We start from the raw sequence: 21,921 nt of genomic DNA on the forward strand, positions 1-21,921 counted from the left end.
CCTGGGCCTCGCGGTGGTCGGACGGACGGCTACGGACGTCCCAGGGTACCCGCCAGCGCCCGTGCGGCTCTGGCGGTCAGGTCGTCGACGAGCGTGGCCCGCCACGTGGTCCACGCGGCGGGGCCCGCGGCGGAGGCGTCGGCCTCCGTGAGCGCGCGCAGCATCGTCAGCATGTCGACCCTGCCGTCCACCGCGTCGAGGAGCCGTGCGAGCGTCGCCGGGTCGTCCGGGTCGGCCGTCGTGGCCAGCTCGGCGAGCGTCAGGTGCTCGCGGACCAGGCGCGTGACGTCGGCGACGACCTGGGGGCCGAATCCCATGCGCGCCACGACCGGCCCCGCCAGGCGGGCGCCCTCGACGGAGTGGTCCCCCGCCCCCGCGCGCTTGCCGATGTCGTGCAGCAGCGCCGCGAGCAGGAGCGTGTCGGGGGCCTCCACCGCGCGACGGTCCCGGCCGGCGCGCGCCACGGTCTCGACGAGGTGCCGGTCCACGGTGTGCCGGTGGATGGCCGAGCGCTGCGGCCGGTTGCGCACGCCCGCCCACTCCGGGATCCAGGTGGTCGCCACCCCGGCCAGGTCCAGCGCCTCCCACACGGGGACCTGCGCGTGCCCCGAGCCCAACAGGTGCAGCAGCTGCTGGCGCGCCGCGCGCGGCCAGGGGGTCGGCAGCGGCGGTGTCGTCTCGAGGCTCGCCACGGTGACGGGTGACAGCACGAGCCCCGTGCGCGTGGCCGTCGCGGCCGCACGCAGGGACAGCACCGGGTCCTCGGCGGGCCGGGCGTCCACGGCCAGGACGATCTCCCCGTCGTGCTCGACCAGGCCCTCGGCGATCGTGCGCAGCCGGGGCGGGGTGCGCCGTCCCCGGACCAGCACGGGCTTGCGGGCGGGGCGCTGCAGGGCCTGCCGTGCGTTGCGTGCGGTCGTGTCGAGCGCGTAGGAGATCACGCGCCCGGCCTCGGCGATGGAGGCGAGCAGGTCGTCCCGGTCGTCGAAGCCGACGAGCGCGGCCACCTCGTCCTGGTCCGCCTGCAGCAGGCGGTTGGTGCGGCGCCGCGTGACGACCTGCAGCGCGTCGCGCACGTCGAGCAGGTGCGTGTACGCGTGGTCGACGGCGCCGTGCGGCCGGTCGGTGAGCCACGTCGCGGCGAGCGCCGAGAGCACCACGGCGTCACGGATGCCGCCGCGGGCCTCCTTGAGGTCCGGCTCGATGAGGTAGGCGAGCTCCCCGTGCCGGTCCGCGCGCTGCCGGGTCGACGCGAGGAGCTCCGGAAGGCGCCTGCGCGCGGCGGAGCGCCAGTCGGCGAGCAGGGCCGACGTCGCCCGTGCGATGACGACCCCGTCGCCCGCGACGGGCTGCAGCTCGAGCAGCCCGACGGCCGCGGGCAGGTCCTTGGACGCGACCTGCCGGCACTGCGCCAGCGACCGCACCGAGTGGTCGAGGTCGAGCCCGGCGTCCCAGATCGGGTACCACAGGCGCTCGGCCAGGCCGCCGAGCTCCTCGGCCGAGCGCGCCCGGCCCTCGTGCACGAGCAGGAGGTCGAGGTCGGACACCGGGCCGGCGTCGCCGCGCCCGACGCTCCCCACGACGCCCAGTGCGACGCCCTGCACGTCGCGCCCGTCCGTCGCCTCGGTCCAGAGCCGGGCGAGCGCGCCCACCACCAGGTCGGCGACGGCGCGACGCCGCGCCACCCCGTCCCCACCCGGTCCCGTCATCCGTGCGGCCAGGTCGAGCCGGGCAGCACGCAGGTCCCGCACCCCGGCGGGGTACGGGACCTGCGGCTGCTGCGGTGACCCGGCTGCGCCCCCCGCGGGCAGCCGTTCGGTCGTCATGTGTGGGCTGCGACCTAGAGCGCGTCGTCGCCGTGCTCACCGGTGCGGACGCGAGCCACGTCCTCCACCGGGACCACCCAGACCTTGCCGTCACCGATCTTGCCGGTCTGCGCGGCCTGCACGACCACCTCGGTGACCCCGGCCACGTCCTCGTCGGCGACGAGGACGTCGATCCGCACCTTCGGCACCAGGTCCACGGTGTACTCCGCACCCCGGTAGACCTCGGTGTGACCCTTCTGCCGACCGTAGCCGCTGGCCTCGCTGACCGTGAGTCCACGGACCCCGGCGGCCTCGAGGGCCGACTTCACGTCGTCCAACCGGTGCGGCTGGATGATCGCCGTCACGAGCTTCGTCATCACTTCACCTCCGACACGACACGGGCGCCGCCCAGGTTCTCGTACGCCGTCTCACCGTGCACCGCGAGGTCGATGCCGCCGACCTCGACGTCCTGCGAGACGCGCCACCCGAGCGTGGCCTTGAGGATGAGACCGATCACCAGCGTCGTCAGACCGGAGAAGACGACCGCCACGAGCGCGATCACGATCTGGATGACGAGCTGGTTGGCGCCACCGCCGAAGAACAGACCCGTGTCGGCGGCCAGGAAGCCGATCATCACGGTACCGACGAGACCGCCGACGAGGTGGACACCGACGACGTCGAGCGAGTCGTCGTAGCCGAACTTGTACTTCAGGCCGACGGCGAGGGCGCAGAGCACGCCCGCGATGACGCCCAGGATGATCGACGTGACCGGGCGGAGCGCACCGGCGGCCGGGGTGATGGCGACGAGGCCGGCGACGATGCCCGATGCGGCACCCAGCGACGTCGCGTGACCGTCACGGAACTTCTCCGTGATGAGCCAGGCGAGCATCGCGGCGGCGGTGCAGGTCGTCGTGTTGACCCAGGCCATGCCCGCGTTCTCGTCGGCGCCGAAGGCGGAGCCGGCGTTGAAGCCGAACCAGCCGAACCACAGCAGCGCGGCGCCGAGCATCACGAACGGCAGGTTGTGCGGCCGCATGGCCTCCGTGCCGAAGCCCTTGCGCTTGCCGACGAGCAGCGCCAGGACGAGCGCGGCGATACCGGCGTTGATGTGGACGACCGTGCCGCCCGCGAAGTCGATGGGTGCGGTGTTGGCCGTGCCGTCGGTGGTGCCGAACATCGCGGCCGCGATCGAGCCCTCGGCGCCGGACAGCTGCCCGCCGCCCCAGACCATGTGGGCCATCGGGAAGTAGGTCACGGTGACCCACACCGCGACGAACGCCATCCAGGTCCCGAACTTGGTGCGGTCGGCCAGCGCGCCACTGATGAGCGCGACCGTGATGATGGCGAACGTCACCTGGAACGCCACGTCGATGACCTGCGGGTAGTTCCCCAGGCCGACCATGGGCTCGCCGTCCGCGTCGAAGAGCGTGCCGCTGAGGCCGAACTGGTCGAACGGGTTGCCGAACACGCCGGCCACGCTCGAGCCGTACGACATCGACCAGCCCCACAGCACGTAGAGGACCCCGACGACGCCCATGGCGCCGAACGACATCATCATCATGTTGAGGACGGACTTGCCCCTGACCATGCCCCCGTAGAAGAACGCCAGTCCTGGCGTCATGAGGAGCACGAGGGATGCTGACGTCAGCATCCAGGCTGCGGCTCCGGTGTCCCACTCCATGTCTGCACTCCCCTCGCCAGCCGGGCGGCCGGACGGGGACAACTGTGGAGCGATCGCGTTTCGCGGTACCGGCGCGGGGGTTACGCACGTGTGACAGCCGCCCCCCGCGCGTAAACGTTGGGTTTCGTGCTGGGCAGATGTCCAGTGCTCGGGACGTCGCGTCCCGACGGCTGGTCCGGCCGGACCGGGCCCCGGCGCGCGGGGCCCGGTCGCGGCTCAGGACTGCAGCAGACCGTCGACGAAGGCCTCCGGGTCGAAGGGCGCCAGGTCGTCGGGACCCTCACCCAGCCCGACCAGCTTGACCGGCACCCCCAGCTCGCGCTGCACCGCCACGACGATGCCGCCCTTGGCGGTGCCGTCGAGCTTGGTCAGCACGATGCCGGTGACGCCGGCGACCTCGCCGAACACCCGCGCCTGGTTCAAACCGTTCTGGCCGGTCGTCGCGTCCAGCACGAGCAGCACCTCGGACAGCGGGGCCGTGCGGGTGATGACGCGCGTGATCTTGCCGAGCTCGTCCATCAGCCCGGCCTTGTTCTGCAGCCGGCCGGCCGTGTCGACGAGCACGACGTCGGCGCCGTCGCGCACACCCGCACGCACCGCGTCGAACGCGACCGCGGCCGGGTCGGCACCGTCACGGTCGGAGCGGACCGTGGGGACCCCCACGCGTGAGCCCCAGGTCTCGAGCTGGTCGGCCGCCGCCGCGCGGAAGGTGTCGGCCGCGCCGAGCACGACGCTGCTGCCGTCGGCCACGAGGACGCGCGCCAGCTTGCCGACGGTGGTGGTCTTGCCGGTGCCGTTCACCCCGACGACGAGGACGACGGCCGGCACGCGGGCGCCGTCCTCCCCGGTGGTCGGCGTGGTGTGCAGCGTCCGGTCGAGCGTGGGGTCCACGAGAGCGAGGAGCTGCTCGCGCAGCACGGCGCGCGCCTGCTCGCCGTCCCGCAGCCCCTCCACGCGCACGCGCGTGCGCAGCGCCTCGATCAGCTCGTCGGTGGGTCCGGCACCCACGTCCGCGAGCAGCAGGGTCTCCTCGAGCTCGTCCCAGTCGTCCTCCGTCAGCTGGTCGCGCGAGAGCACGCCCAGCAGCCGGGTGCCCAGCGGCGAGCCCGAGCGGGCGAGCCGCTCGCGCAGCCGCCGCAGCCGGCCCGCGGTGGGGGCCGGGGTCTCCAGCGGCGGGGTCGCGAGGTCCTCGGGGACCTCGAGCAGGTCGGTCGTACCGGTGGCCTCCGGGCCCTCGTCGGGCACGGCAGGTCCGGTGTCGGCGGGCGCGGCCGGACGGTCCGCGACGCCGGTCCCCACGGCGGGGGCACCCCCGGCAGGCGGCGTCTCGGCGGGCCGGGTGTCGGTGCGCGGCGTGTCCGTGGGACGGCGGCGCAGGCGCACGGCGGCGGCGACGCCCGCGGCGAGCACGGGCACGCCGACCAGGTAGGGCAGAAGGTCGTTGAAGTCCACGCGGACAGTCTGTCGGGCTGCGCGGCCCCGGTGCGACCCGGGACGTCAGGGCGGTGTCAGGACCGCGTCACCGGTGGGCGTCCTCGCTGCGGGGCTCGTCGGCCCGGGTGTCGTGCGTCCGGGTGGCGTCACGGCCGACGCGCAGCACGTGGGCGGCGCGCTCACGGGCGAGGCGCAGGTCCTCGGCCAGCTCGTCGGGGTGCAGGTAGCCGTCGCCCTCCGAGGCCGTCGCCCGCAGGAAGTCGGCCAGCGACAGGTCCACCGGTCGCGCGGCGGCGGCGCGGGCGGCCTCCGCCTGCTCGACGTCGGGGTCGCGGCGCGCACGCAGACCACGCCGGAACGCGACCCACGGGCTCTCGCCGTCCGGCCTCGAGGGGACGGCGACGAGCGCCACCGCGGCGACGAGGAGGGCGACGAGGAGAAGCGTGATGACGACAGCCACGACACGATTCTGCGACGGGTCGCCCGCGACCGTCGCGCACACGCACGGTGTGCCGGGCAACCCCCGCACAACCTTCACACGGCGTCACCCGGTCACCCGCCCGGACCCCGCGGCCGGGGGGCGCGACCTCAGGCGGGGACGTCGTCGGTCATGCGCTGGCTGATGACGGTGGTCACGCCGTCGCCGCGCATCGTGACCCCGTACAGCGCGTCCGCGATCTCCATGGTGCGCTTCTGGTGCGTGACGACGATCAGCTGCGAGTCCTGCTGCAGCTCCCGGAAGATCTCCAGCAGCCGGCCCAGGTTGGCGTCGTCCAGCGCAGCCTCGACCTCGTCCATGACGTAGAACGGGCTCGGCCGCGCCTTGAAGATCGCCACCAGCAGCGCGACGGCCGTGAGCGAGCGCTCGCCGCCCGACAGCAGCGACAGCCGCTTCACCTTCTTGCCGGCGGGTCGCGCCTCGACCTCGATGCCCGTGGTCAGCATGTCGTCCGGGTCCGTGAGGACCAGCCGTCCCTCACCGCCCGGGAACAGCCGCGGGAACACGACGTCGAAGGCGGCGGCGGTGTCCCGGTACGCCTCGGTGAACACCTGCTCGACCCGCTGGTCGATGTCCTTGACGATCTCCAGCAGGTCGCTGCGCGACTTCTTGAGGTCGGCGAGCTGCTCGACGAGGAACCGGTGCCGCTCCTCCAGCGCATCGAACTCCTCGAGCGCCAGGGGGTTGACCCGTCCGAGCTGCGCGAGCGCACGCTCCGCCGACCGCAGGCGCTTCTCCTGCTCCGCACGCACGTAGGGCACGGCGGTCGGCGCGTCCGGTGCCGGCTCGGTCCCCGGCGGCAGCACGACGGGGACGTCGCGGTGCGGACCGAACTCCTCGAGCAGCACCTCGGGGTCGAGCCCCAGCTCCTCGACCGCGCGGGTCTCCAGCTGCTCGATGCGCAGCCGCTGCTCGGCACGGGCCACCTCGTCCTTGTGCGCCACGTCCGTGAGCTCGGCCAGGTCCCGCACCAGCACGTCGACCTGCGCGCGGACGGTCGTCAGGGCGGCGTCGCGCTCGGCGCGGGCGGCCTCGGCGGCGTCGCGCTCGTCCGCGGCGCGGCGCAGCGCCCGGTCGAGGAGCTCCCCGGTGCGCGCAGCGGCGGTCTGCACCGCGCGCGCCACGGCGGCCTGGCGGGCCCGCTCCTGCTGCCGGCGGGCGGCCTTCTCGCGCGCGGCCCGCTCGGCGGTCGCCGCACGCTCCAGCGACTCGGCGCGGCCCGCGAGCGCCCGGGCGCGCTCCTCACCCGTGCGCAGCGTGAGACGCGCCTCCGTCTCGCGGCCCCGGGCAGCCGTGGCGGCCTGCGCCGTCGCGTCCCGCCGCGCGGTGGCCCCGGCGATCGCCGCCTCGGTGTCCTGCGGCGCCTCCTGCGCGGCGGCGAGCCGTTCGGTGAGCTCGACGAGCGTCGCGTGGTCCGCCTCGAGCGTCGCGCCGGCCGCCTCCAGCGACCGCTGGACGCGCTCGGCCTCGGCGCGGGCGGCGCGGGCGGCGGACCCCAGGTGGCCGAGCTGCTCCGCCACCGCCGCGAGGGCGGCGTCGGACTCGTTGAGGCGCTCGAGGGTCGCGTCCACCTGCTCCTGAGCCGCGGCACGGTCCTCCCGTGCCGTGGCGAGCTCGAAGCGGAGCCGCTCGGCGCTCGCGGTGGCGGTGGCGGCGGCCGAGCGTGCCGTGTCGAGGGCCGCCTGCAGGTGCAGCGCGCTGGGCGCCGACGCGGACCCGCCGGACGCCCGGTGCCGGGAGAGCACGTCACCCGTGCGCGTCGCCACGACGAGGTGCGGGTGCGCCGCGACCAGGGGCCGCGCGGCCGCGAGGTCGTCCACGACGACAACCTCCGCGAGCAGCGCGCGCACGGCGTCGCGCACGGTCGCGGGCGCCTGCACGAGGTCGACGGCGCGGTCGGCACCCGCGGGCAGGTCGACGTCGGAGTCGGGCGAGGCACCGGCGACGAGCAGGGTGGCGCGGCCGGCGTCCTCCGCGCGCAGGTGGCGGATCGCGTCGACGGCGGCGTCGACGGACTCCACGGCGACGGCGTCGGCCACGGCCCCGAGCGCCGCGACGATCGCCTCCTCGTCACGCTCGCCGACGCTGAGCAGCGCCGCGACCGAGCCCACGACACCCGGCAGGGTGTCGGCGGCCAGCAGCGCACCGGCACCGTCCTTGCGGCTGAGGGACATCTCGAGCGTCTCGGCGCGGGACGTCTGCTGGTCCCGCTCCCGCTCCGCCGCGCGCAGCGCGTCCTCGAGCTCCGCGACGCGGGCGGTGGCGGTGTCGAGGGCCTCGGCGGCGGCCTCGTGCTCGGCGTCGAGTCCTTCCTCGCCCTGCTCCACGCCGGCGACCTGGGACTCCAGCGCCGCGAACTGCGTCGTGGCGTCGCGGGCGCGCTCCTCGGCCGCGGCGAGCGATGCGCGCAACCGACCGATCTCGGCCTCCGTCGCCTCGACGCGGCTGCGGCGGGCGGCGACCTGCCCGGCGAGCCGCGCGACGCCCTCGCGGCGGTCGGCGGCGCTGCGCTGCAGGTCCGCGAGCGCCCGCTCGGCCGCACCGGCAGCGGCCTCCGCCTCCTGCCGCGCGGTCCCGGCGGCCGTGACGGCGGCCCGGGCGAGCTCGACGTCCGCCGTGAGCTCGGCCTCCGCGGTCCGCACCCGTGCGGCCTGCGCCTCCAGGTCGGCGGGGTCCTGCCCGGTGGGGCGCTCGGTGGTGGCCGACCCCAGCAGCCGTGCGCGGTCCGCCGCGAGCGACGCGGTGCCGCGCACGCGCTCGCGCAGCGACGAGAGCCGGTACCAGACGTCACCGGCCTCGCTCACGGCCGGCGCCGCCTCCGCGGCCTGCCGTTCGAGCGCCACCAGCCGGCCACGGGCCTCGGCGAGCGCCGTCTCGACCTGCTCGCGGCGCTCCCGCACGGCTGACTCGTCGGCGATCTCCTGCTCCAGACGGGCCCGCAGCTGTGCCAGGTCGTCCGCGAGCAGCCGCGCCCGCGAGTCGCGCAGGTCCGACTGGACCACGGCCGCCTTGCGGGCGACCTCCGCCTGCCGGCCGAGCGGACCGAGCTGGCGGCGGATCTCCGCGGTGAGGTCACCCAGCCGCGTGAGGTTGCCCTGCATCGCGTCGAGCTTGCGCAGCGCCTTCTCCTTGCGCTTGCGGTGCTTGAGGACCCCCGCTGCCTCCTCGATGAATCCGCGACGCTCCTCGGGGGTCGCGCGCAGCACGGCGTCGAGCTGCCCCTGCCCGACGATGACGTGCATCTCGCGGCCCAGGCCGGAGTCGGACAGCAGGTCCTGGATGTCCAGCAAGCGGCAGCCGCGGCCGTTGATCGCGTACTCGGAGCCGCCGTTGCGGAACAGCGTCCGCGAGATCGTGACCTCGGAGTACTCGATCGGCAGCGCACCGTCGGTGTTGTCGATCGTCAGCGAGACCTCGGCCCGTCCCAGCGGCGGGCGGCCGGACGTCCCGGCGAAGATGACGTCCTCCATCTTGCCGCCGCGCAGCGACTTGGCACCCTGCTCCCCCATCACCCAGGCGAGCGCGTCCACGACGTTGGACTTGCCGGAGCCGTTCGGCCCGACGACGCACGTGATGCCCGGCTCGAAGCTCAGCGTCGTCGCCGAGGCGAACGACTTGAACCCGCGCAGGGTCAGGGTCTTGAGGTGCACGTGAGGCAGCCTAGGCAACGCACGACGCGGGGCCGCGCACGCCGGGTGCCCGGGCGTGTGCGGCCCCGCGTCGCGTGGGCGTCAGGGCGTCACAGGCCGGGGAACCACAGGGCGATCTCGCGGGCCGCCGACTCCTCGCCGTCCGACCCGTGCACGATGTTCTCGATGAGCTTGGTGCCCCAGTCGCGCGCCAGGTCGCCCCGGATCGTGCCCGGGGCGGCGACGGTCGGGTCGGTGGCGCCGGCGAGGGACCGGAAGCCCTCGATGACCCGGTTGCCCTCGACGACGACGGCCAGCACCGGACCGGACCGCATGAAGTCGATGAGCGCGCCCACGAACGGCTTGCCGGCGTGCTCGGCGTAGTGCTCGGCCAGGAGCGCCTCGTCGGCCTGGCGGAGCTCGACGGCGACGAGCGTGTAGCCCTTCGCCTCGATGCGGCGCAGGACCTCGCCGACGTGCCCGCGCCGGACTCCGTCGGGCTTGACCAGGACGAGCGTGCGCTGCGTGAGGGGTGCGTCAGACATGGCCGCCACCCTAGCGGGGACCCGCGGCCCCCCGGGCTGTCACGTCCGGTGTCCGGACGTGGGCGCTCGACGCGACCCGGTCAGCCCTCCGGGTGCGCCGCGTCGTACTCCGCACGCTCGCGGTCGATCCGCGCACCCAGCCACAGCGACACCGCCCAGAGCACGACGAAGACGCCGCCGATGACGAACATCATCGGCACGAGCACACCGAAGGAGAGGACGGCGACCTGGGCGACGGTCCCGGCGACGTAGCCCCCCGGCCGTCCGACGTACCCCGCGAGCAGCAGCAGGATCAGCGCCGTGATGCCGCCCAGCGCCCACACGGTGGCGGTGGGCGCGACACGCAGCCCGTGGGCCACGAGGGTCGCGAAGAACACCAGCAGCGCCTCGAGGACGAGCGTCATCTGGGTGAACTGCGGCGTGGCGGGACGCTTCGGCCGCGAGGGTGCCGGGTGCTGCGTGCTCATCGCTCAAGGCTAGCCGCGACCGCCGGGCGCTCAGACCTCCCCGAAGCCCGCCTCGACGTCCGCGACGAGGCGCCGCACCGCCTCGGCCGCCTGCGGGCCCTGCGCCGTGACGACCAGGACGTCGTCCTTCACGGCACCCAGCTTCATGAGCTCCAGCACGCTGGCGGCGTTGACGCCGTTGACCTGGACCTTCGCGTCGAAGGCGGCGAGCATCCGCACCATGAGCGCCGCCGGCCGCGCGTGCAGCCCCAACGGGTTGCGCAGGACGGTCGTGGCCCGCACGGATCCGTCGGGGGCCACGACCGGCTCGGTCGCACCCCCGGGGACGACCTCCGGCGCGGTGTCCGGCGCCGCCGTCGTGCCCACGGGCCCGAACGTGCGCCCCGCGGCCTGCGCCGACGCCAGCACCTGGTCGACGTCCGCCCCGCCGTGCGCGGTGACGGCCGCCGCGACGGCGCCCTCGACGAAGGGCGCGTCCGCGATCCGCACCCGGTCGGCGGTCGCCGGGTCCCCCGCCTCCAGCACGGACTCGGCGGTGAGCACGGCCGACCCGAGGTCGGTGAGCACGACGACCGACCCCCCGCCCGCGGTCGCCTCGCGCACGGCGGCCTCCACCCGGTCGAAGCTGGTGCCGAGACCGCCGTCGTCGGTGCCCCCCGCCGGCAGGATGCGCACCCCCGGAGCCATCTGCGCGGCGACCTGCGCCGCGCCCTCGGCGAGCTGCTGCGAGTGCGACACGAGCACGAGCGCCACGAGCGCCCACTGGTCCGTCACCGGTCCCGCCTCCCCCGCGGCGTCCCTGCCGCGCGCTGCCCTGCACCGCGCCGGGACCGGCGCGGCCGTCGTGTCGTCAGTCCGCGTCGGCGGCGGCCTCGGCGGCCGCCGCCAGGATGAGGGCGCTCGAGCGGGCCCCCGGGTCGAGGTGCCCGGCCGAGCGCTCCCCCAGGTAGCTCGCGCGGCCCTTGGTCGCCACGAGCGGCACCGTCGCGTCGGCGCCGGCCTGCGCACCGCGTGCCGCCGCGGCGAGCACCTGCGAGGGCGGCGCGCCGTGGTCGGCGGCGTCCACCGCCGCGGCGACCGCCGGCGTCCAGGCGTCGACCATGGTCTTCTCGCCCGCCCCGGCGCGCCCGCGCGTGACGATGCCGTCGAGCGCCGCCTCCAGCAGACCCACCACACCGTCCCGGTCGAGCGCCGCGGCCGAGCCGACCTTCGACGCCCGGAGGAACGCCGTGCCGTACAGCGGGCCGGCGGCGCCGCCGACGGTCGACATCAGCGTCGTCGCCACGAGCCGCAGGACGTCGCCGATCGTCGCCGGCGGCGCCTCCAGCGCGTCCAGCTTGGCGACGACCGCGCGGAAGCCCCGCGCGAGGTTCTCCCCGTGGTCGCCGTCACCGATCTGCCGGTCGAGCTCGACCAGCTCGTCCCGGTGCTCGTCGACGGTCGCCGCGCTGCGGCGCACCCAGTCGACCGCCCATGCCACGTCCAGCGTCATCCGCCCCGCCTCCCCCAGTCCCCACGTCACTCACCAGCGCAGCGCGGTGGTGTGCACCGGGGCGTCCCACAGGACGGTCAGCTCGTCGTCCAGCCGGAGGACCGTGACCGACGCGCCCTGCATCTCCAGCGATGTCACATAGTTGCCGACGAGCGAGCGGGTCACCTCGACCCGTCGCTCGGAGAGCAACGCGCGTGCTCGACGATAGACGACGTACAGCTCGGACGCGGGCGTGCCCCCCATGCCGTTGACGAGCAGGAGCACACGCTCGCCGCCCGTGAGCCCCAGGTCCTCGACGACGGGCCCGAGCAGCTTCTCGGTCAGCGCGTCGGCGCTCTCCAGGCCGACCCGGTGGCGGCCGGGCTCGCCGTGGATGCCGATGCCGATCTCGATCTCGTCGTCCGGGAGGTCGAAGCCGGGTCGCCCGACGTGCGGCACGGTGCAGGCCGTCAGCGCGAGGCCCATCGTGCGCACGTTGTCGACCACCCGTTGCGCGACCGCGGCGACCGCGTCGAGGTCGTCGCCGCGCTCGGCGGCGGCACCGGCGATCTTCTCCACCGCGACGGTGCCCGCCACTCCGCGCCGGCCCGCCGTCCAGGTCGAGTCCTCGACCGCGACGTCGTCGTTCACCAGGACCTGGCGCACCGTGGTGCCGTCCGCCTCGGCGAGCTCGGCGGCGGTCTCGAAGTTGAGGACATCGCCCGTGTAGTTCTTCACGATCGTCAGGACGCCCGCCCCGGCGTCGGCCGCTGCGATCGCCGGCGCGATCTGGTCGGGGGTCGGGGAGGTGAAGACCGCGCCGGGCACGGCGGCGTCCAGCATGCCCACGCCCACGAACCCCGCGTGCAGCGGCTCGTGGCCGCTGCCGCCGCCGCTGACGAGCCCGACCTTGCCGGGCACGGTGCCACCGGCCCGCGTGACGTACAGCGGGTCGGTGTGCACCCGCACGACGTCCGGGTGGGCCAGACCGAAACCCTCGACGGACTCGACGACCACGTCGTGCGGGTCGTTGATGAGCTTCTTCATGCTCGACTCCTTCGGCGTGCACGACGGTGGCTCGTCCACCTCACCCCGGTCCCGGACGGCCGTCAAGGCGGGGCGGTGCCCGCCACCTGCACATGCGTGCAGGCGGCGGGCGGGGCGGACGCGCGTGCGTCGTGCGGTCAGGGGCGGCCCAGCAGGATGCGCGCCTCGGCGACCAGCAGGATCGAGCCGGTCACCAGGACGCCGGCGCCGCGCTCGGCCTCACCCTCCGCGCGCTGCACCGCGACGTCGATCGCGTCGGGCAGCCGCGCGGCGACGTGCACGCGGTCCTCCCCGAACACGTCGACGGCGACCTCCGCGAGGTCGTCGGCGTCCATCGCGCGCGGGTTCGACGCCTGCGTGACGACCACCTCGGCCAGCAGCGGCTCGAGCGCCGCGAGGATGCCCTCGGGGTCCTTGTCCGCCATGACGCCGACGACGCCCACGAGCCGCGTGAACTCGAACGCCTCCTCGACGGCGTCCACCAGCGCCTCGGCACCGGCGGGGTTGTGCGCCCCGTCGACCAGGACGGTCGGGCTGGACCGCACGACCTCCAGCCGGCCGGGGGACGTCACGTCCGCGAACGCCACCTCGACGACCGCACCGTCGAGCGCCCTCCCCCCGGTCAGGAGCGACTCGGTGGCGGCGAGCGCCAGCAGCGCGTTGTGCGCCTGGTGCTCGCCGTACAACGGCAGGAACACGTCGGTGTAGACGCCGCCCAGCCCCCGCAGCGCGACGAGCTGGCCGCCGACCGCCACCTGCCGCTCGACGACCGCGATGTCGACGTCCTCGCGCACGACGCGCGCACCGCGCTCGGCGGCGGCCGCGAGCACGACGCCCTCGACGTCGTCGGTCTGGTGCGCGAGCACCACGGTCGCACCGTCCTTGACGATGCCGGACTTCTCCGACGCGATCTCGACCAGGGTGTGGCCCAGGTAGCGCTCGTGGTCCATCGCGATCGGCGTGATGACGGCGACCTCGGCGTCGACGAGGTTGGTCGCGTCCCAGCGACCGCCCATGCCGACCTCGACCACCGCGACGTCCACGGGCGCGTCGGCGAACGCCGCGTACGCCATGACCGTGAACACCTCGAAGAAGGACAGCCGCTGGCCGCCCTGTGCGAGGTGACGTTCGTCGACCATCTCGATGTAGGGCGCGACGTCGTTCCACACCTCGACGAACCGCTCGTCGCTGATCGGCTCGCCGTCGATGCTGATCCGCTCGGTGACCCGGGTCATGTGCGGGCTGGTGAACCGGCCCGTGCGCAGCCCGTGCTCGCGCAGCAGCCGCTCGACCATGCGGGCCGTCGACGTCTTGCCGTTCGTACCGGTCACGTGGACGCACCGGAACGCCCGCTGCGGGTCTCCCAGCAGCTCCAGCACGTCACGGACGCGGTCGAGCGTGGGGTCGATGTCCTGCTCCGGCGCGCGCGCCAGGATCGCCCGGTAGACCTGGTCGGCCGCCTTCCGGGCGGCCCGGGCCGCCTCGTCCCTCAGGTGGTCGGCGCCACCGCGCTCGCGGCTCACGCGTCGGCCCGCACGACGGTCACGGCGACCTCGGCCACGTCGGCGGCCTCGATGGTCACGGACGTGGCGAGGGTCTCGGCGGCGACGAAGTCGCGGTGCGCCTCGACGTCCGCCACGTGCGCCGTCGGGACCGTGAGCGTGAGGTCGACGCGGTCCGTGACGTGCAGACCGGCGGCCTTGCGCGCGTCCTGCACGGCGCGCACGACGTCGCGGGCGTACCCCTCGGCGCGCAGCGCGTCGTCGAGCGCGAGGTCGAGGACGACGACCACGCCGCCGGCCAGGACGGCGGCGGCCACGTCGGCCCCCGCACCCTCGCCGACCACCGTCGTCAGCTCGTACTCCGCCGGCTCGAGGGCGACGTCCCCGGCGTCGGTGGTGACGACGACGGTCTCGCCGTCGACCCGCCACGCACCGGAGCGGGCGCCCTTGATGACCTGCTGCACGGCCTTGCCGAGGCGCGGGCCCGCGGCGCGGGCGTTGACCGCGAGCCGCTGCGTGATGCCGAACCGCTCGGTGGTCGCGGCGTCCGCCTCGACCACGTCGACGTGCTTGACGTTGAGCTCGGCGGCCAGCAGGTCGGTGTACGGCGCGAGCGCCGCGGGGTCCGGCACCGCGACCGTGAGCCGGCGCAGCGGCTGGCGCACACGCACCTGGTGCGCCTTGCGCAGGCCGAGCGCCGAGGACACCACGGCGCGGACCTCGTCCATCGCGGTGACGAGCGCCGGGTCCTCGACGAGGAGCGCCTCGCCGACGTACCCACCGCCGGCCACGGCGTACCACCCGCCCTCCCCCTGGAGGACGGGGGCGTCGTCGCCCGGCGGCTGCAGGCTCACGGGCCAGTCCGTGAGGTGCACGGAGCGCCCACCGGTGAGCCCGCGCCACACCTCCTCGGTGACGAGCGGGGCGAGCGGCGCCATGACGCGCGTGAGCGTCTCCAGCGCGGTCCACAGCGTGTCGAACGCGTCGGCGTCCTCCGACCAGAAGCGGTCGCGCTGGGTGCGCACGTACCAGTTCGTCAGCAGGTCGAGGTGCTCGCGCACGGCCTCGCACGCGGCGGGGACGTCGTACGCGTCGAGCAGCTCGGTCATCCGCGTCGCGAGGTCGCCGGTGCGGGCCAGCAGGTAGCGGTCCATGGGCGCCAGGCCGGCGGCACGCTCGGCCGTGACGCGCTGCGCCGTGCACCCACGGCCCTCGTCGGCCGCGCCGGCGTACAGCGTGAAGAAGTAGTACGTGCTCCACAGCGGCAGCAGCACCTGACGCACGCCGTCGCGGATGCCCTCCTCGGTGACCACGAGGTTGCCGCCCCGCAGGATCGTGGAGGACATGAGCGACCAGCGCACGGCGTCCGAGCCGTACTTGTCCCACATGAGGACCGGGTCGGGGAAGTTGCGCAGCGACTTGCTGGCCTTGCGGCCGTCGTCGCCGAGCACGATGCCGTGGCACATGACGTTGCGGAAGGCCGCCCGGTCGAAGATCGCCGTGGCCAGCACGTGCAGCGTGTAGAACCAGCCGCGGGTCTGGCCGATGTACTCGACGATGAAGTCGCCCGGGTAGTGGTGCTCGAACCACTCGCGGTTCTCGAACGGGTAGTGCACCTGCGCGAACGGCATCGACCCGGAGTCGAACCACACGTCGAGCACGTCCGGGATGCGGCGCATCGTCGAGCGGCCCGTCGGGTCGTCCGGGTTGGGGCGCGTGAGGTCGTCGATGAAGGGCCGGTGCAGGTCCGGCTCGCCCTTGTCGTTGGTCGGCACGCGGCCGAAGTCGGCCTCGAGCTCGGCGAACGAGCCGTAGACGTCGACGCGCGGGTACGCCGGGTCGTCGCTCACCCACACCGGGATGGGCGTGCCCCAGTAGCGGTTGCGGCTGATCGACCAGTCGCGCGCGTTCTCGAGCCACTTGCCGAACTGGCCGTCCTTGATGTGGCCCGGGATCCACTCGATGCCCTGGTTGAGCTCGACCATGCGGTCCTTGAACTCGGTGACCCGCACGAACCACGAGGACACCGCCTTGTAGATCAGCGGGTTCCGGCAGCGCCAGCAGTGCGGGTAGGAGTGCTCGTAGGTCTCGTGGCGCACCAGGGCGGCGCGGTCGGCGGCGTCGACGCGCGCCAGCGGGCCCGTGCCGTTCTTCAGGTCGGCGATGACCTGCTTGTTCGCCTCGAAGACCTGCGTGCTGGCGTAGTCGCTCACCTGCGCGGTGAACCGGCCCTTGGAGTCGACCGGCACCACCGGCACGATGCCGGCGGCGTCGCACGCGGCCATGTCGTCCTCACCGAAGGCCGGGGCCAGGTGCACGACGCCGGTGCCGTCCTCGGTGGTGACGAAGTCCGCCGCGAGCACCTGGTGCGCGTGCTCGTGCCCGGCGAAGTAGTCGAAGGGCGGGGTGTAGCGCCGGCCCACGAGGTCGGCACCCGTCAGACGCGCGACGACGGTCGGCTCGTCGCCCAGCTCACGGGCGTACGCGCCCAGGCGCGCCGCGGCGAGCACCACGCGCTCCCCGGGGTGCGCCTCGCCGAACGGCGACCCGGCGGCCGGCTCGACGACGACGTACTCGACGTCGGGCCCGACCGCGACGGCCAGGTTGGACGGCAGCGTCCAGGGCGTCGTCGTCCAGATCAGCAGCAGCTCGCCGGAGTCCAGACGGAACCCGACGGTGATCGCCGGGTCCTGGCGCGAGGCGTACACGTCCTCGTCCATGCGCAGCTCGTGGTTGCTCAGCGGCGTCTCGTCACGCCAGCAGTACGGCAGGACGCGGTAGCCCTCGTAGGCCAGGCCCTTGTCGTACAGCTGCTTGAACGCCCAGATCACCGACTCCATGAAGGACGGGTCGAGCGTCTTGTAGTCGTTCTCGAAGTCGACCCAGCGCGCCTGCCGGGTGACGTACTCCTCCCACTCCTTGGTGTACGTCAGCACCGACTCACGGCAGGCCTCGTTGAACGCGGCGATGCCCATCTCGTCGATCTGCGACTTGTCGGTGATGCCGAGCCTGCGCTCGGCCTCGAGCTCGGCCGGCAGGCCGTGGGTGTCCCAGCCGAACCGCCGCTCGACGTGCCTGCCGCGCATCGTCTGGTAGCGCGGGACGACGTCCTTGGCGTACCCGGTCAGCAGGTGGCCGTAGTGCGGCAGGCCGTTGGCGAACGGCGGGCCGTCGTAGAAGACGTACTCGTTGTCGCCGTTCTCGCCCGTCGGGCGCAGCGCCACCGAGGCGCGGAACGTGTCGTCCGTCTCCCAGTACCGCAGCACGTCCTGCTCGAGGGCAGGCAGGTCGGGGCTCGGCGGGACGGTCGCGGGAGTGCCGGCGGACGTGCCGTCGGAGGTGCGGTGCAGCGGGTACGCCACGGTCGGTGCTCCTGGTCTCGCGCACCCGAGGGTGCGGTACGGCCACGAGGACGACGCCACCCGGACCGGCCGGGCACCACCGCGGTACCACCTCGCTTGCCGGGGACGGGTCCCCGGCCTCTCGCCTGCGGCTGTGACGGGCCTGCCCCGTCCGGTTCTACTGAGGACCCGCGCCACGAGGACACGCGATCCCGTTCTTCCGGAGGCTCACCGGTGATGGCCGGGTCGATGCCTGTGCGGGCAGTCTATCGGCGTCCGTGGTGTGAGCGCATCGCAGGTCCGCCCGCAGCGAGCGGAGCACCCGCGTGAGGCCGGCACCGCCGGCGACGCACGCGACCAGCGCGAGGACGACCCCGGGCCCTCCGACCCCGACGACGACGAGCAGGTGGGCCAGGGGCGCCGCCGCGAGCACGGTCGCGGCGACCAGCCCCGCGGTGGCCGCGTCGACGCCCCGCAGGGAGCGTGGCGCGACGAGCTCGCCCCGGTGTGCGCGGGCCAGCAGCCACCACCCGGCGACGAGGCACACCTGGAGGCACGCGACCGCCGCGATCGCGGTCAGTGCGTAGGGCACGACGAGCCGCTCGGTCTCGGTGTACCCGCCGCCCACCGCCTCCGCCAGCACCGGCAGGAACCCCTGGAGCAGGAGCGAGCCGGCCAGCAGGATCACCAGAGCGATGCGGAGCACGAGCCGGCGTGAGGTCGTCATCTATCGAGTCTCGATAGATCTCTGTCGACTGTCAAGAGGCAAGCAGGTGATTGGCCCGACCCGAGGGCGACCAGGCACCATCGGCCCATGACCACCGCTCGACCCGTTGCCCTGCTCGACCTCGACGGCACGCTCATGGACTCCGCCTCCGGCATCGTCGCGTCGGTGCGCGCCGCCTACGCCGCGGTCGGCCTGCCGGCCCCCGACGAGGCGACGATGCGCTCGTTCGCCGGGCCGCCGATCGCGTGGTCGTTCACGACGCACGGCGTGCCCGTCGACCTGGTGGACGCCGCGATCACCGGCTACGGCGAGCACTTCGGCCGCGAGGGCGTGTGGGACACCCGGGTGTTCGACGGCATCCCCGAGGCCCTGGTCACGCTGCGCGAGGCCGGGGTGCTGCTCGTGGTCGCCACGGCCAAGCCGCTGCGCTGGGCGGAGCCGATCTGCGCCGAGACCGGTCTCACGCCGCTCCTCGACCACGTGGTCGGCGCACCCGACGACGAGTCGGAGACCAAGGGCGAGATCATCGGGCGGGCGCTGGCGTGGGTGCGCGGGACCGTCGGCGACACCGGGTACCGCGCCGTCATGCTCGGTGACCGGGAGCACGACGTGCACGGCGCCGCCGAGCACGGCCTGCCCTGCCTCGGTGCCCTGTGGGGCTACGGCGGCGCCGAGGAGCTGCTCGCGGCGGGCGCCGTCGAGGTGCTCGCGTCGCCCGCCGACGTCCCCGCCGCGGTGCTCGCCCGCGTGACGGGCCGAGGCCCCCGCACCCTGGGATGATGGCCGGGATGACCCACGCACCCCTGGTCCTGCTGGACCTCGACGGCACCCTCACCGACTCCTACCCCGGCATCGCCGCGAGCGCCCGCGTCGCGTTCACCGCGCTGGGGCTGCCCGTGCCGGACGCGACCGCGCTGCGGCGGTTCGTCGGCCCGCCGCTCGCCGAGTCGTTCGCCCTGTTCGACGTCCCGGCCGACCGCGTGCCCGAGGCGATCGCCGCGTACCGCGCGTACTTCCGCGAGACGGGGATGTGGCAGAACAGCGTCTACCCGGGCGTCCCGGAGCAGCTCACGGTCCTGCACGACGCGGGCGTGCGGCTGGCGGTGGCGACCAGCAAGCCCGAGGTCTTCGCCGGACCCATCTGCGAGCGCTTCGGGCTCGCGCCCCTGCTCGAGGGGGTGTTCGGGGCACCGCTCGACCACGTGCCGTCGTCGAAGGCGACGGTCGTCGCGGCGGCCCTGGACGCGCTGCGACCCGCCGGGCCCGTGCTCATGGTGGGCGACCGTGAGCACGACGCGCACGGTGCGCGCGCCCACGGCGTCGACTGCGTCGGCGTCGCGTGGGGCTACGCGCAGCCGGGCGAGCTCGCGCGCGCCGGTGCGCTCGAGGTCGTCCCGACGGTCGACCGCCTGGCCGAGAGGGTGCTGGCGACGCTCCGTACGCCCGGGCGGGCCGAGCTCAGCGCGTCGGCCGGACGGGCGGCAGCGCCGACCACGGGAACGTGATCCACAGGTCGGTGCGGCGCCACACGTAGTCCGGGTCGATCACCGAGCGCGGCTTGGCGTACAGCACGGCGGTGCGCACCTCCGCGCAGTGCGCGGACAGCAGCCGCTTGACCAGGGCGAGCGTCTCACCGGAGTCGGCGACGTCGTCGACGACGAGCGCGCGGAGCCCGCGCATCGCGTCGGTGTCCAGCAGCGGGGGCAGCAGCTGCGGCTCCGGCAGCGTGCTGTCGATGCCCGTGTAGAACTCGACGTTCATGGTGCCGACGGCCTTGGTGCCCAGCGCGTAGGCGATCGCCCCGCCGGGCGGCAGGCCGCCGCGCGCGACCGACACGACGACGTCGGGCACGTACCCGGAGTCCACGACCGTCTGGGCCACCTCGCGCGTCGCGGCGCCGAACGTCGTCCAGTCCAGCACCTCGCGCTCGGTCGGCAGGTCCTGCCCGGGCGCGGCCTCCGTCGTCGTCATGCCTCCATGGTCCCGCACGTACCCGGGCGTGCGCACCGGCCGCGCGTCCCGCGCGCAGACCTGCTCCGATGTGTGCCACCGTGGTGCTGTGAGCGCCGGTACCGAGTCCCCGCTGTTCCCGGGCAAGCACTTCATCAGCACCGTGCTCGAGGCGCTGGAGACCAAGACCACCATGGCGGGCGCGCTGGGCCGCCGCTACCTCATGCGCGCCGCGATGGCGGGGATCATCATCGGGCTGCTGTACGGGGCGCACTACGCCGTCGTGTCCGCGTTCGCGCAGATCACGGTCGGCGGCACCTCGCTGTACCTGGTCGGTCGGATGGCGGGCGCCGTCCTGTTCGGCTGGGCGCTGGTGTTCATCTACTACTCGCGGTCCGAGCTGCTGACCTCGAACATGATGATCGTCTCGATCGGGGCCTACCACCGCCGCACCACGTGGGGACGCGCGCTGCGGCTGCTGGGCCTGTGCTTCGTCGGGAACTTCGTCGGCGGGCTGCTGGTGGCGGTGCTGCTGCGGTACTCGACGCTCACGGAGGGCGCCACCCTCGACCAGATGGTCACCGCGGTCGACCACAAGCTCGCGTTCGTCGCCGACGGACCGACGGGGTGGGGCGACCTGGTGGTGCGGGCGGTGCTCTGCAACTTCTGCATCAACCTCGCGATGCTGCTGGTCTACAACGGCCTGATCGGCGACGACCTGACCAAGTCGCTCGTCATGATCGTGGCCGTCTTCATCTTCGCCTTCCTCGGGCTGGAGCACTCGGTCGCCAACACGGTGCTGTTCACCATCGTCGGGTTGCAGGAGGGCATCGACGTGGGGCTGGCCGCCGGCAACGTCGGGCTGGCGCTGATCGGCAACTTCGTCGGCGGCGGGCTGCTGATCGGGCTGTACTACGCGTACGTCAACGACGACTCGCGCTGGCTGCGCGAAGGCGGCCCCACCTCCTGACGAGGGGGCGGCGCCCGCACCGACCCGCTTGACCTTGACGTCGCGTCAGCTCCTACCGTCGACCGGGTCCGCACACCGAGGTCGAGGAGGAGCCGTGGAGGCGTCGATCCAGGAGGTCGCCCGGCTGACAGGCACGACGAGCCGCGCCCTGCGTCACTACGACGCGATCGGTCTGCTCGCCCCCAGCCGCGTCGCCGGCACCGGGTACCGCTGGTACGACGACGCCGCCCTCGTGCGGCTGCAGCGCATCCTGCTGCTGCGCGACCTGGGGCTCGGCCTGGCCGAGATCCGGCGGGTTCTGGACCGCGAGACGGACGAGGCGACGGCGCTGCGCCGGCACCTCGCGTGGCTCACGGCCGAGCAGGACCGGCTCGCACGCCAGGCGGCCTCGGTGCGCCGGACGCTCACCGCACGCGACGAGGGAGGCGACCTGATGGTCGAGGAGATGTTCGACGGGTTCGACCACACGCAGCACCGGCAGGAGGTCGAGGAACGCTGGGGTGCCGACGCGTACGCCGCCGGTGACGCCTGGTGGCGCAGCCGGAGCGACGACGAGCGCACCGCGTGGCAGGAGCGCTCGGCGGCGCTCGCCCGGGACTGGGCGGCGGCGGCCGCCGCGGGCACCGACCCCGCGTCGGACGAGGCGCAGGAGCTCGCGCGCCGGCACGTGCAGTGGCTGCGCGACGTGCCCGGTACGCCCCGCGAGGGCGACGCCCCGGCCCGCGGGTACGTGCTCGGGCTGGCTGACATGTACGTCGCCGACCCGCGGTTCGCCCGCAACTACGGCGACGACGAGCGGGGCGCGGCGTTCGTGCGTGACGCCCTGCACGAGTACGCCGCGCGCCACCTGTGA

The 21,921-nt window shown here is 74.3% G+C and carries 19 protein-coding genes; 4 read left to right on the forward strand and 15 right to left on the reverse strand.

Annotated features, from left to right (window positions below):
* Nucleotides 1-29 precede the first annotated feature (29 nt).
* The 14 genes from J1G43_RS12270 to J1G43_RS12335 all read right to left on the reverse strand — a co-directional run bounded on the left by J1G43_RS12270 (nt 30) and on the right by J1G43_RS12335 (nt 18,148).
* Nucleotides 30-1,826: a [protein-PII] uridylyltransferase gene (locus J1G43_RS12270; RefSeq protein WP_207370724.1), complete on the reverse strand. Its 1,797-nt coding sequence runs from the start codon at nt 1,824-1,826 to the stop codon at nt 30-32.
* 14 nt (nt 1,827-1,840) lie between these two features.
* The gene (locus tag J1G43_RS12275) at nt 1,841-2,182 is read right to left on the reverse strand and encodes a P-II family nitrogen regulator (protein ID WP_013116698.1); all 342 of its coding nucleotides are present in this window, start codon (nt 2,180-2,182) and stop codon (nt 1,841-1,843) included.
* On the reverse strand, nt 2,182-3,486 hold the full coding sequence (locus J1G43_RS12280; RefSeq protein WP_207370725.1) for an ammonium transporter: 1,305 nt from the start codon (nt 3,484-3,486) through the stop codon (nt 2,182-2,184). The genes J1G43_RS12275 and J1G43_RS12280 overlap by 1 nt, the downstream gene beginning before the upstream one ends.
* 216 nt (nt 3,487-3,702) lie before the next feature.
* Nucleotides 3,703-4,938: a signal recognition particle-docking protein FtsY gene (gene ftsY, locus J1G43_RS12285; RefSeq protein WP_207378527.1), complete on the reverse strand. Its 1,236-nt coding sequence runs from the start codon at nt 4,936-4,938 to the stop codon at nt 3,703-3,705.
* A gap of 67 nt (nt 4,939-5,005) precedes the next feature.
* The gene (locus J1G43_RS12290) at nt 5,006-5,380 is read right to left on the reverse strand and encodes a hypothetical protein (RefSeq protein WP_207801425.1); all 375 of its coding nucleotides are present in this window, start codon (nt 5,378-5,380) and stop codon (nt 5,006-5,008) included.
* Nucleotides 5,381-5,508: 128 nt separating this feature from the next.
* Complete coding sequence (smc, locus tag J1G43_RS12295; RefSeq protein ID WP_207378528.1) at nt 5,509-9,069, reverse strand: chromosome segregation protein SMC; 3,561 nt, start codon at nt 9,067-9,069, stop codon at nt 5,509-5,511.
* 89 nt (nt 9,070-9,158) lie between these two features.
* Nucleotides 9,159-9,593, reverse strand: a complete 435-nt coding sequence (ndk, locus tag J1G43_RS12300) for a nucleoside-diphosphate kinase (RefSeq protein ID WP_207341437.1) — start codon at nt 9,591-9,593, stop codon at nt 9,159-9,161.
* A gap of 80 nt (nt 9,594-9,673) precedes the next feature.
* Complete coding sequence (locus J1G43_RS12305) at nt 9,674-10,060, reverse strand: DUF4233 domain-containing protein (protein WP_207341438.1); 387 nt, start codon at nt 10,058-10,060, stop codon at nt 9,674-9,676.
* 30 nt (nt 10,061-10,090) lie between these two features.
* The gene (gene dhaM / locus J1G43_RS12310; protein ID WP_207341439.1) at nt 10,091-10,834 is read right to left on the reverse strand and encodes a dihydroxyacetone kinase phosphoryl donor subunit DhaM; all 744 of its coding nucleotides are present in this window, start codon (nt 10,832-10,834) and stop codon (nt 10,091-10,093) included.
* Nucleotides 10,835-10,910: 76 nt separating this feature from the next.
* The gene (gene dhaL, locus J1G43_RS12315) at nt 10,911-11,552 is read right to left on the reverse strand and encodes a dihydroxyacetone kinase subunit DhaL (RefSeq protein ID WP_207341440.1); all 642 of its coding nucleotides are present in this window, start codon (nt 11,550-11,552) and stop codon (nt 10,911-10,913) included.
* A 30-nt stretch (nt 11,553-11,582) separates the two neighbouring features.
* The gene (gene dhaK, locus J1G43_RS12320) at nt 11,583-12,578 is read right to left on the reverse strand and encodes a dihydroxyacetone kinase subunit DhaK (RefSeq protein ID WP_207378529.1); all 996 of its coding nucleotides are present in this window, start codon (nt 12,576-12,578) and stop codon (nt 11,583-11,585) included.
* 137 nt (nt 12,579-12,715) lie between these two features.
* A complete protein-coding gene (locus tag J1G43_RS12325) occupies nt 12,716-14,101 on the reverse strand; it encodes a folylpolyglutamate synthase/dihydrofolate synthase family protein (protein WP_207341442.1) in 1,386 nt (461 codons plus the stop codon).
* On the reverse strand, nt 14,098-17,442 hold the full coding sequence (ileS, locus tag J1G43_RS12330) for an isoleucine--tRNA ligase (protein ID WP_207378530.1): 3,345 nt from the start codon (nt 17,440-17,442) through the stop codon (nt 14,098-14,100). The genes J1G43_RS12325 and ileS overlap by 4 nt, the downstream gene beginning before the upstream one ends.
* 157 nt (nt 17,443-17,599) lie before the next feature.
* Nucleotides 17,600-18,148: a DUF2975 domain-containing protein gene (locus J1G43_RS12335; protein ID WP_207378531.1), complete on the reverse strand. Its 549-nt coding sequence runs from the start codon at nt 18,146-18,148 to the stop codon at nt 17,600-17,602.
* Between the two features lie 87 nt (nt 18,149-18,235).
* On the opposite strand from J1G43_RS12335, the gene J1G43_RS12340 reads away from it, so the two are divergent.
* Together J1G43_RS12340 and J1G43_RS12345 are read left to right on the forward strand one after the other, a co-directional pair.
* Nucleotides 18,236-18,928, forward strand: coding sequence for an HAD hydrolase-like protein (locus J1G43_RS12340; RefSeq protein ID WP_207378532.1), 693 nt, complete (start codon nt 18,236-18,238; stop codon nt 18,926-18,928).
* A gap of 8 nt (nt 18,929-18,936) precedes the next feature.
* On the forward strand, nt 18,937-19,653 hold the full coding sequence (locus J1G43_RS12345) for an HAD hydrolase-like protein (RefSeq protein ID WP_207370733.1): 717 nt from the start codon (nt 18,937-18,939) through the stop codon (nt 19,651-19,653).
* On the opposite strand, the gene J1G43_RS12350 is transcribed toward J1G43_RS12345, so the two are convergent.
* On the reverse strand, nt 19,607-20,119 hold the full coding sequence (locus J1G43_RS12350; protein ID WP_207341447.1) for a phosphoribosyltransferase: 513 nt from the start codon (nt 20,117-20,119) through the stop codon (nt 19,607-19,609). The two genes, J1G43_RS12345 and J1G43_RS12350, sit on opposite strands and share 47 nt — an antisense overlap.
* A gap of 88 nt (nt 20,120-20,207) precedes the next feature.
* Between J1G43_RS12350 and J1G43_RS12355 the strand changes: the two genes are divergently transcribed.
* A complete protein-coding gene (locus tag J1G43_RS12355; protein WP_249670841.1) occupies nt 20,208-21,068 on the forward strand; it encodes a formate/nitrite transporter family protein in 861 nt (286 codons plus the stop codon).
* 94 nt (nt 21,069-21,162) lie between these two features.
* Nucleotides 21,163-21,921 (forward strand): MerR family transcriptional regulator, encoded by a 759-nt coding sequence (locus tag J1G43_RS12360; protein WP_207378533.1) that lies wholly within the window; start codon nt 21,163-21,165, stop codon nt 21,919-21,921.

Origin of the sequence: Cellulomonas sp. zg-ZUI22 (assembly GCF_017353535.1) — a bacterium.
Classification (GTDB): Bacteria; Actinomycetota; Actinomycetes; order Actinomycetales; family Cellulomonadaceae; genus Cellulomonas; species Cellulomonas wangleii.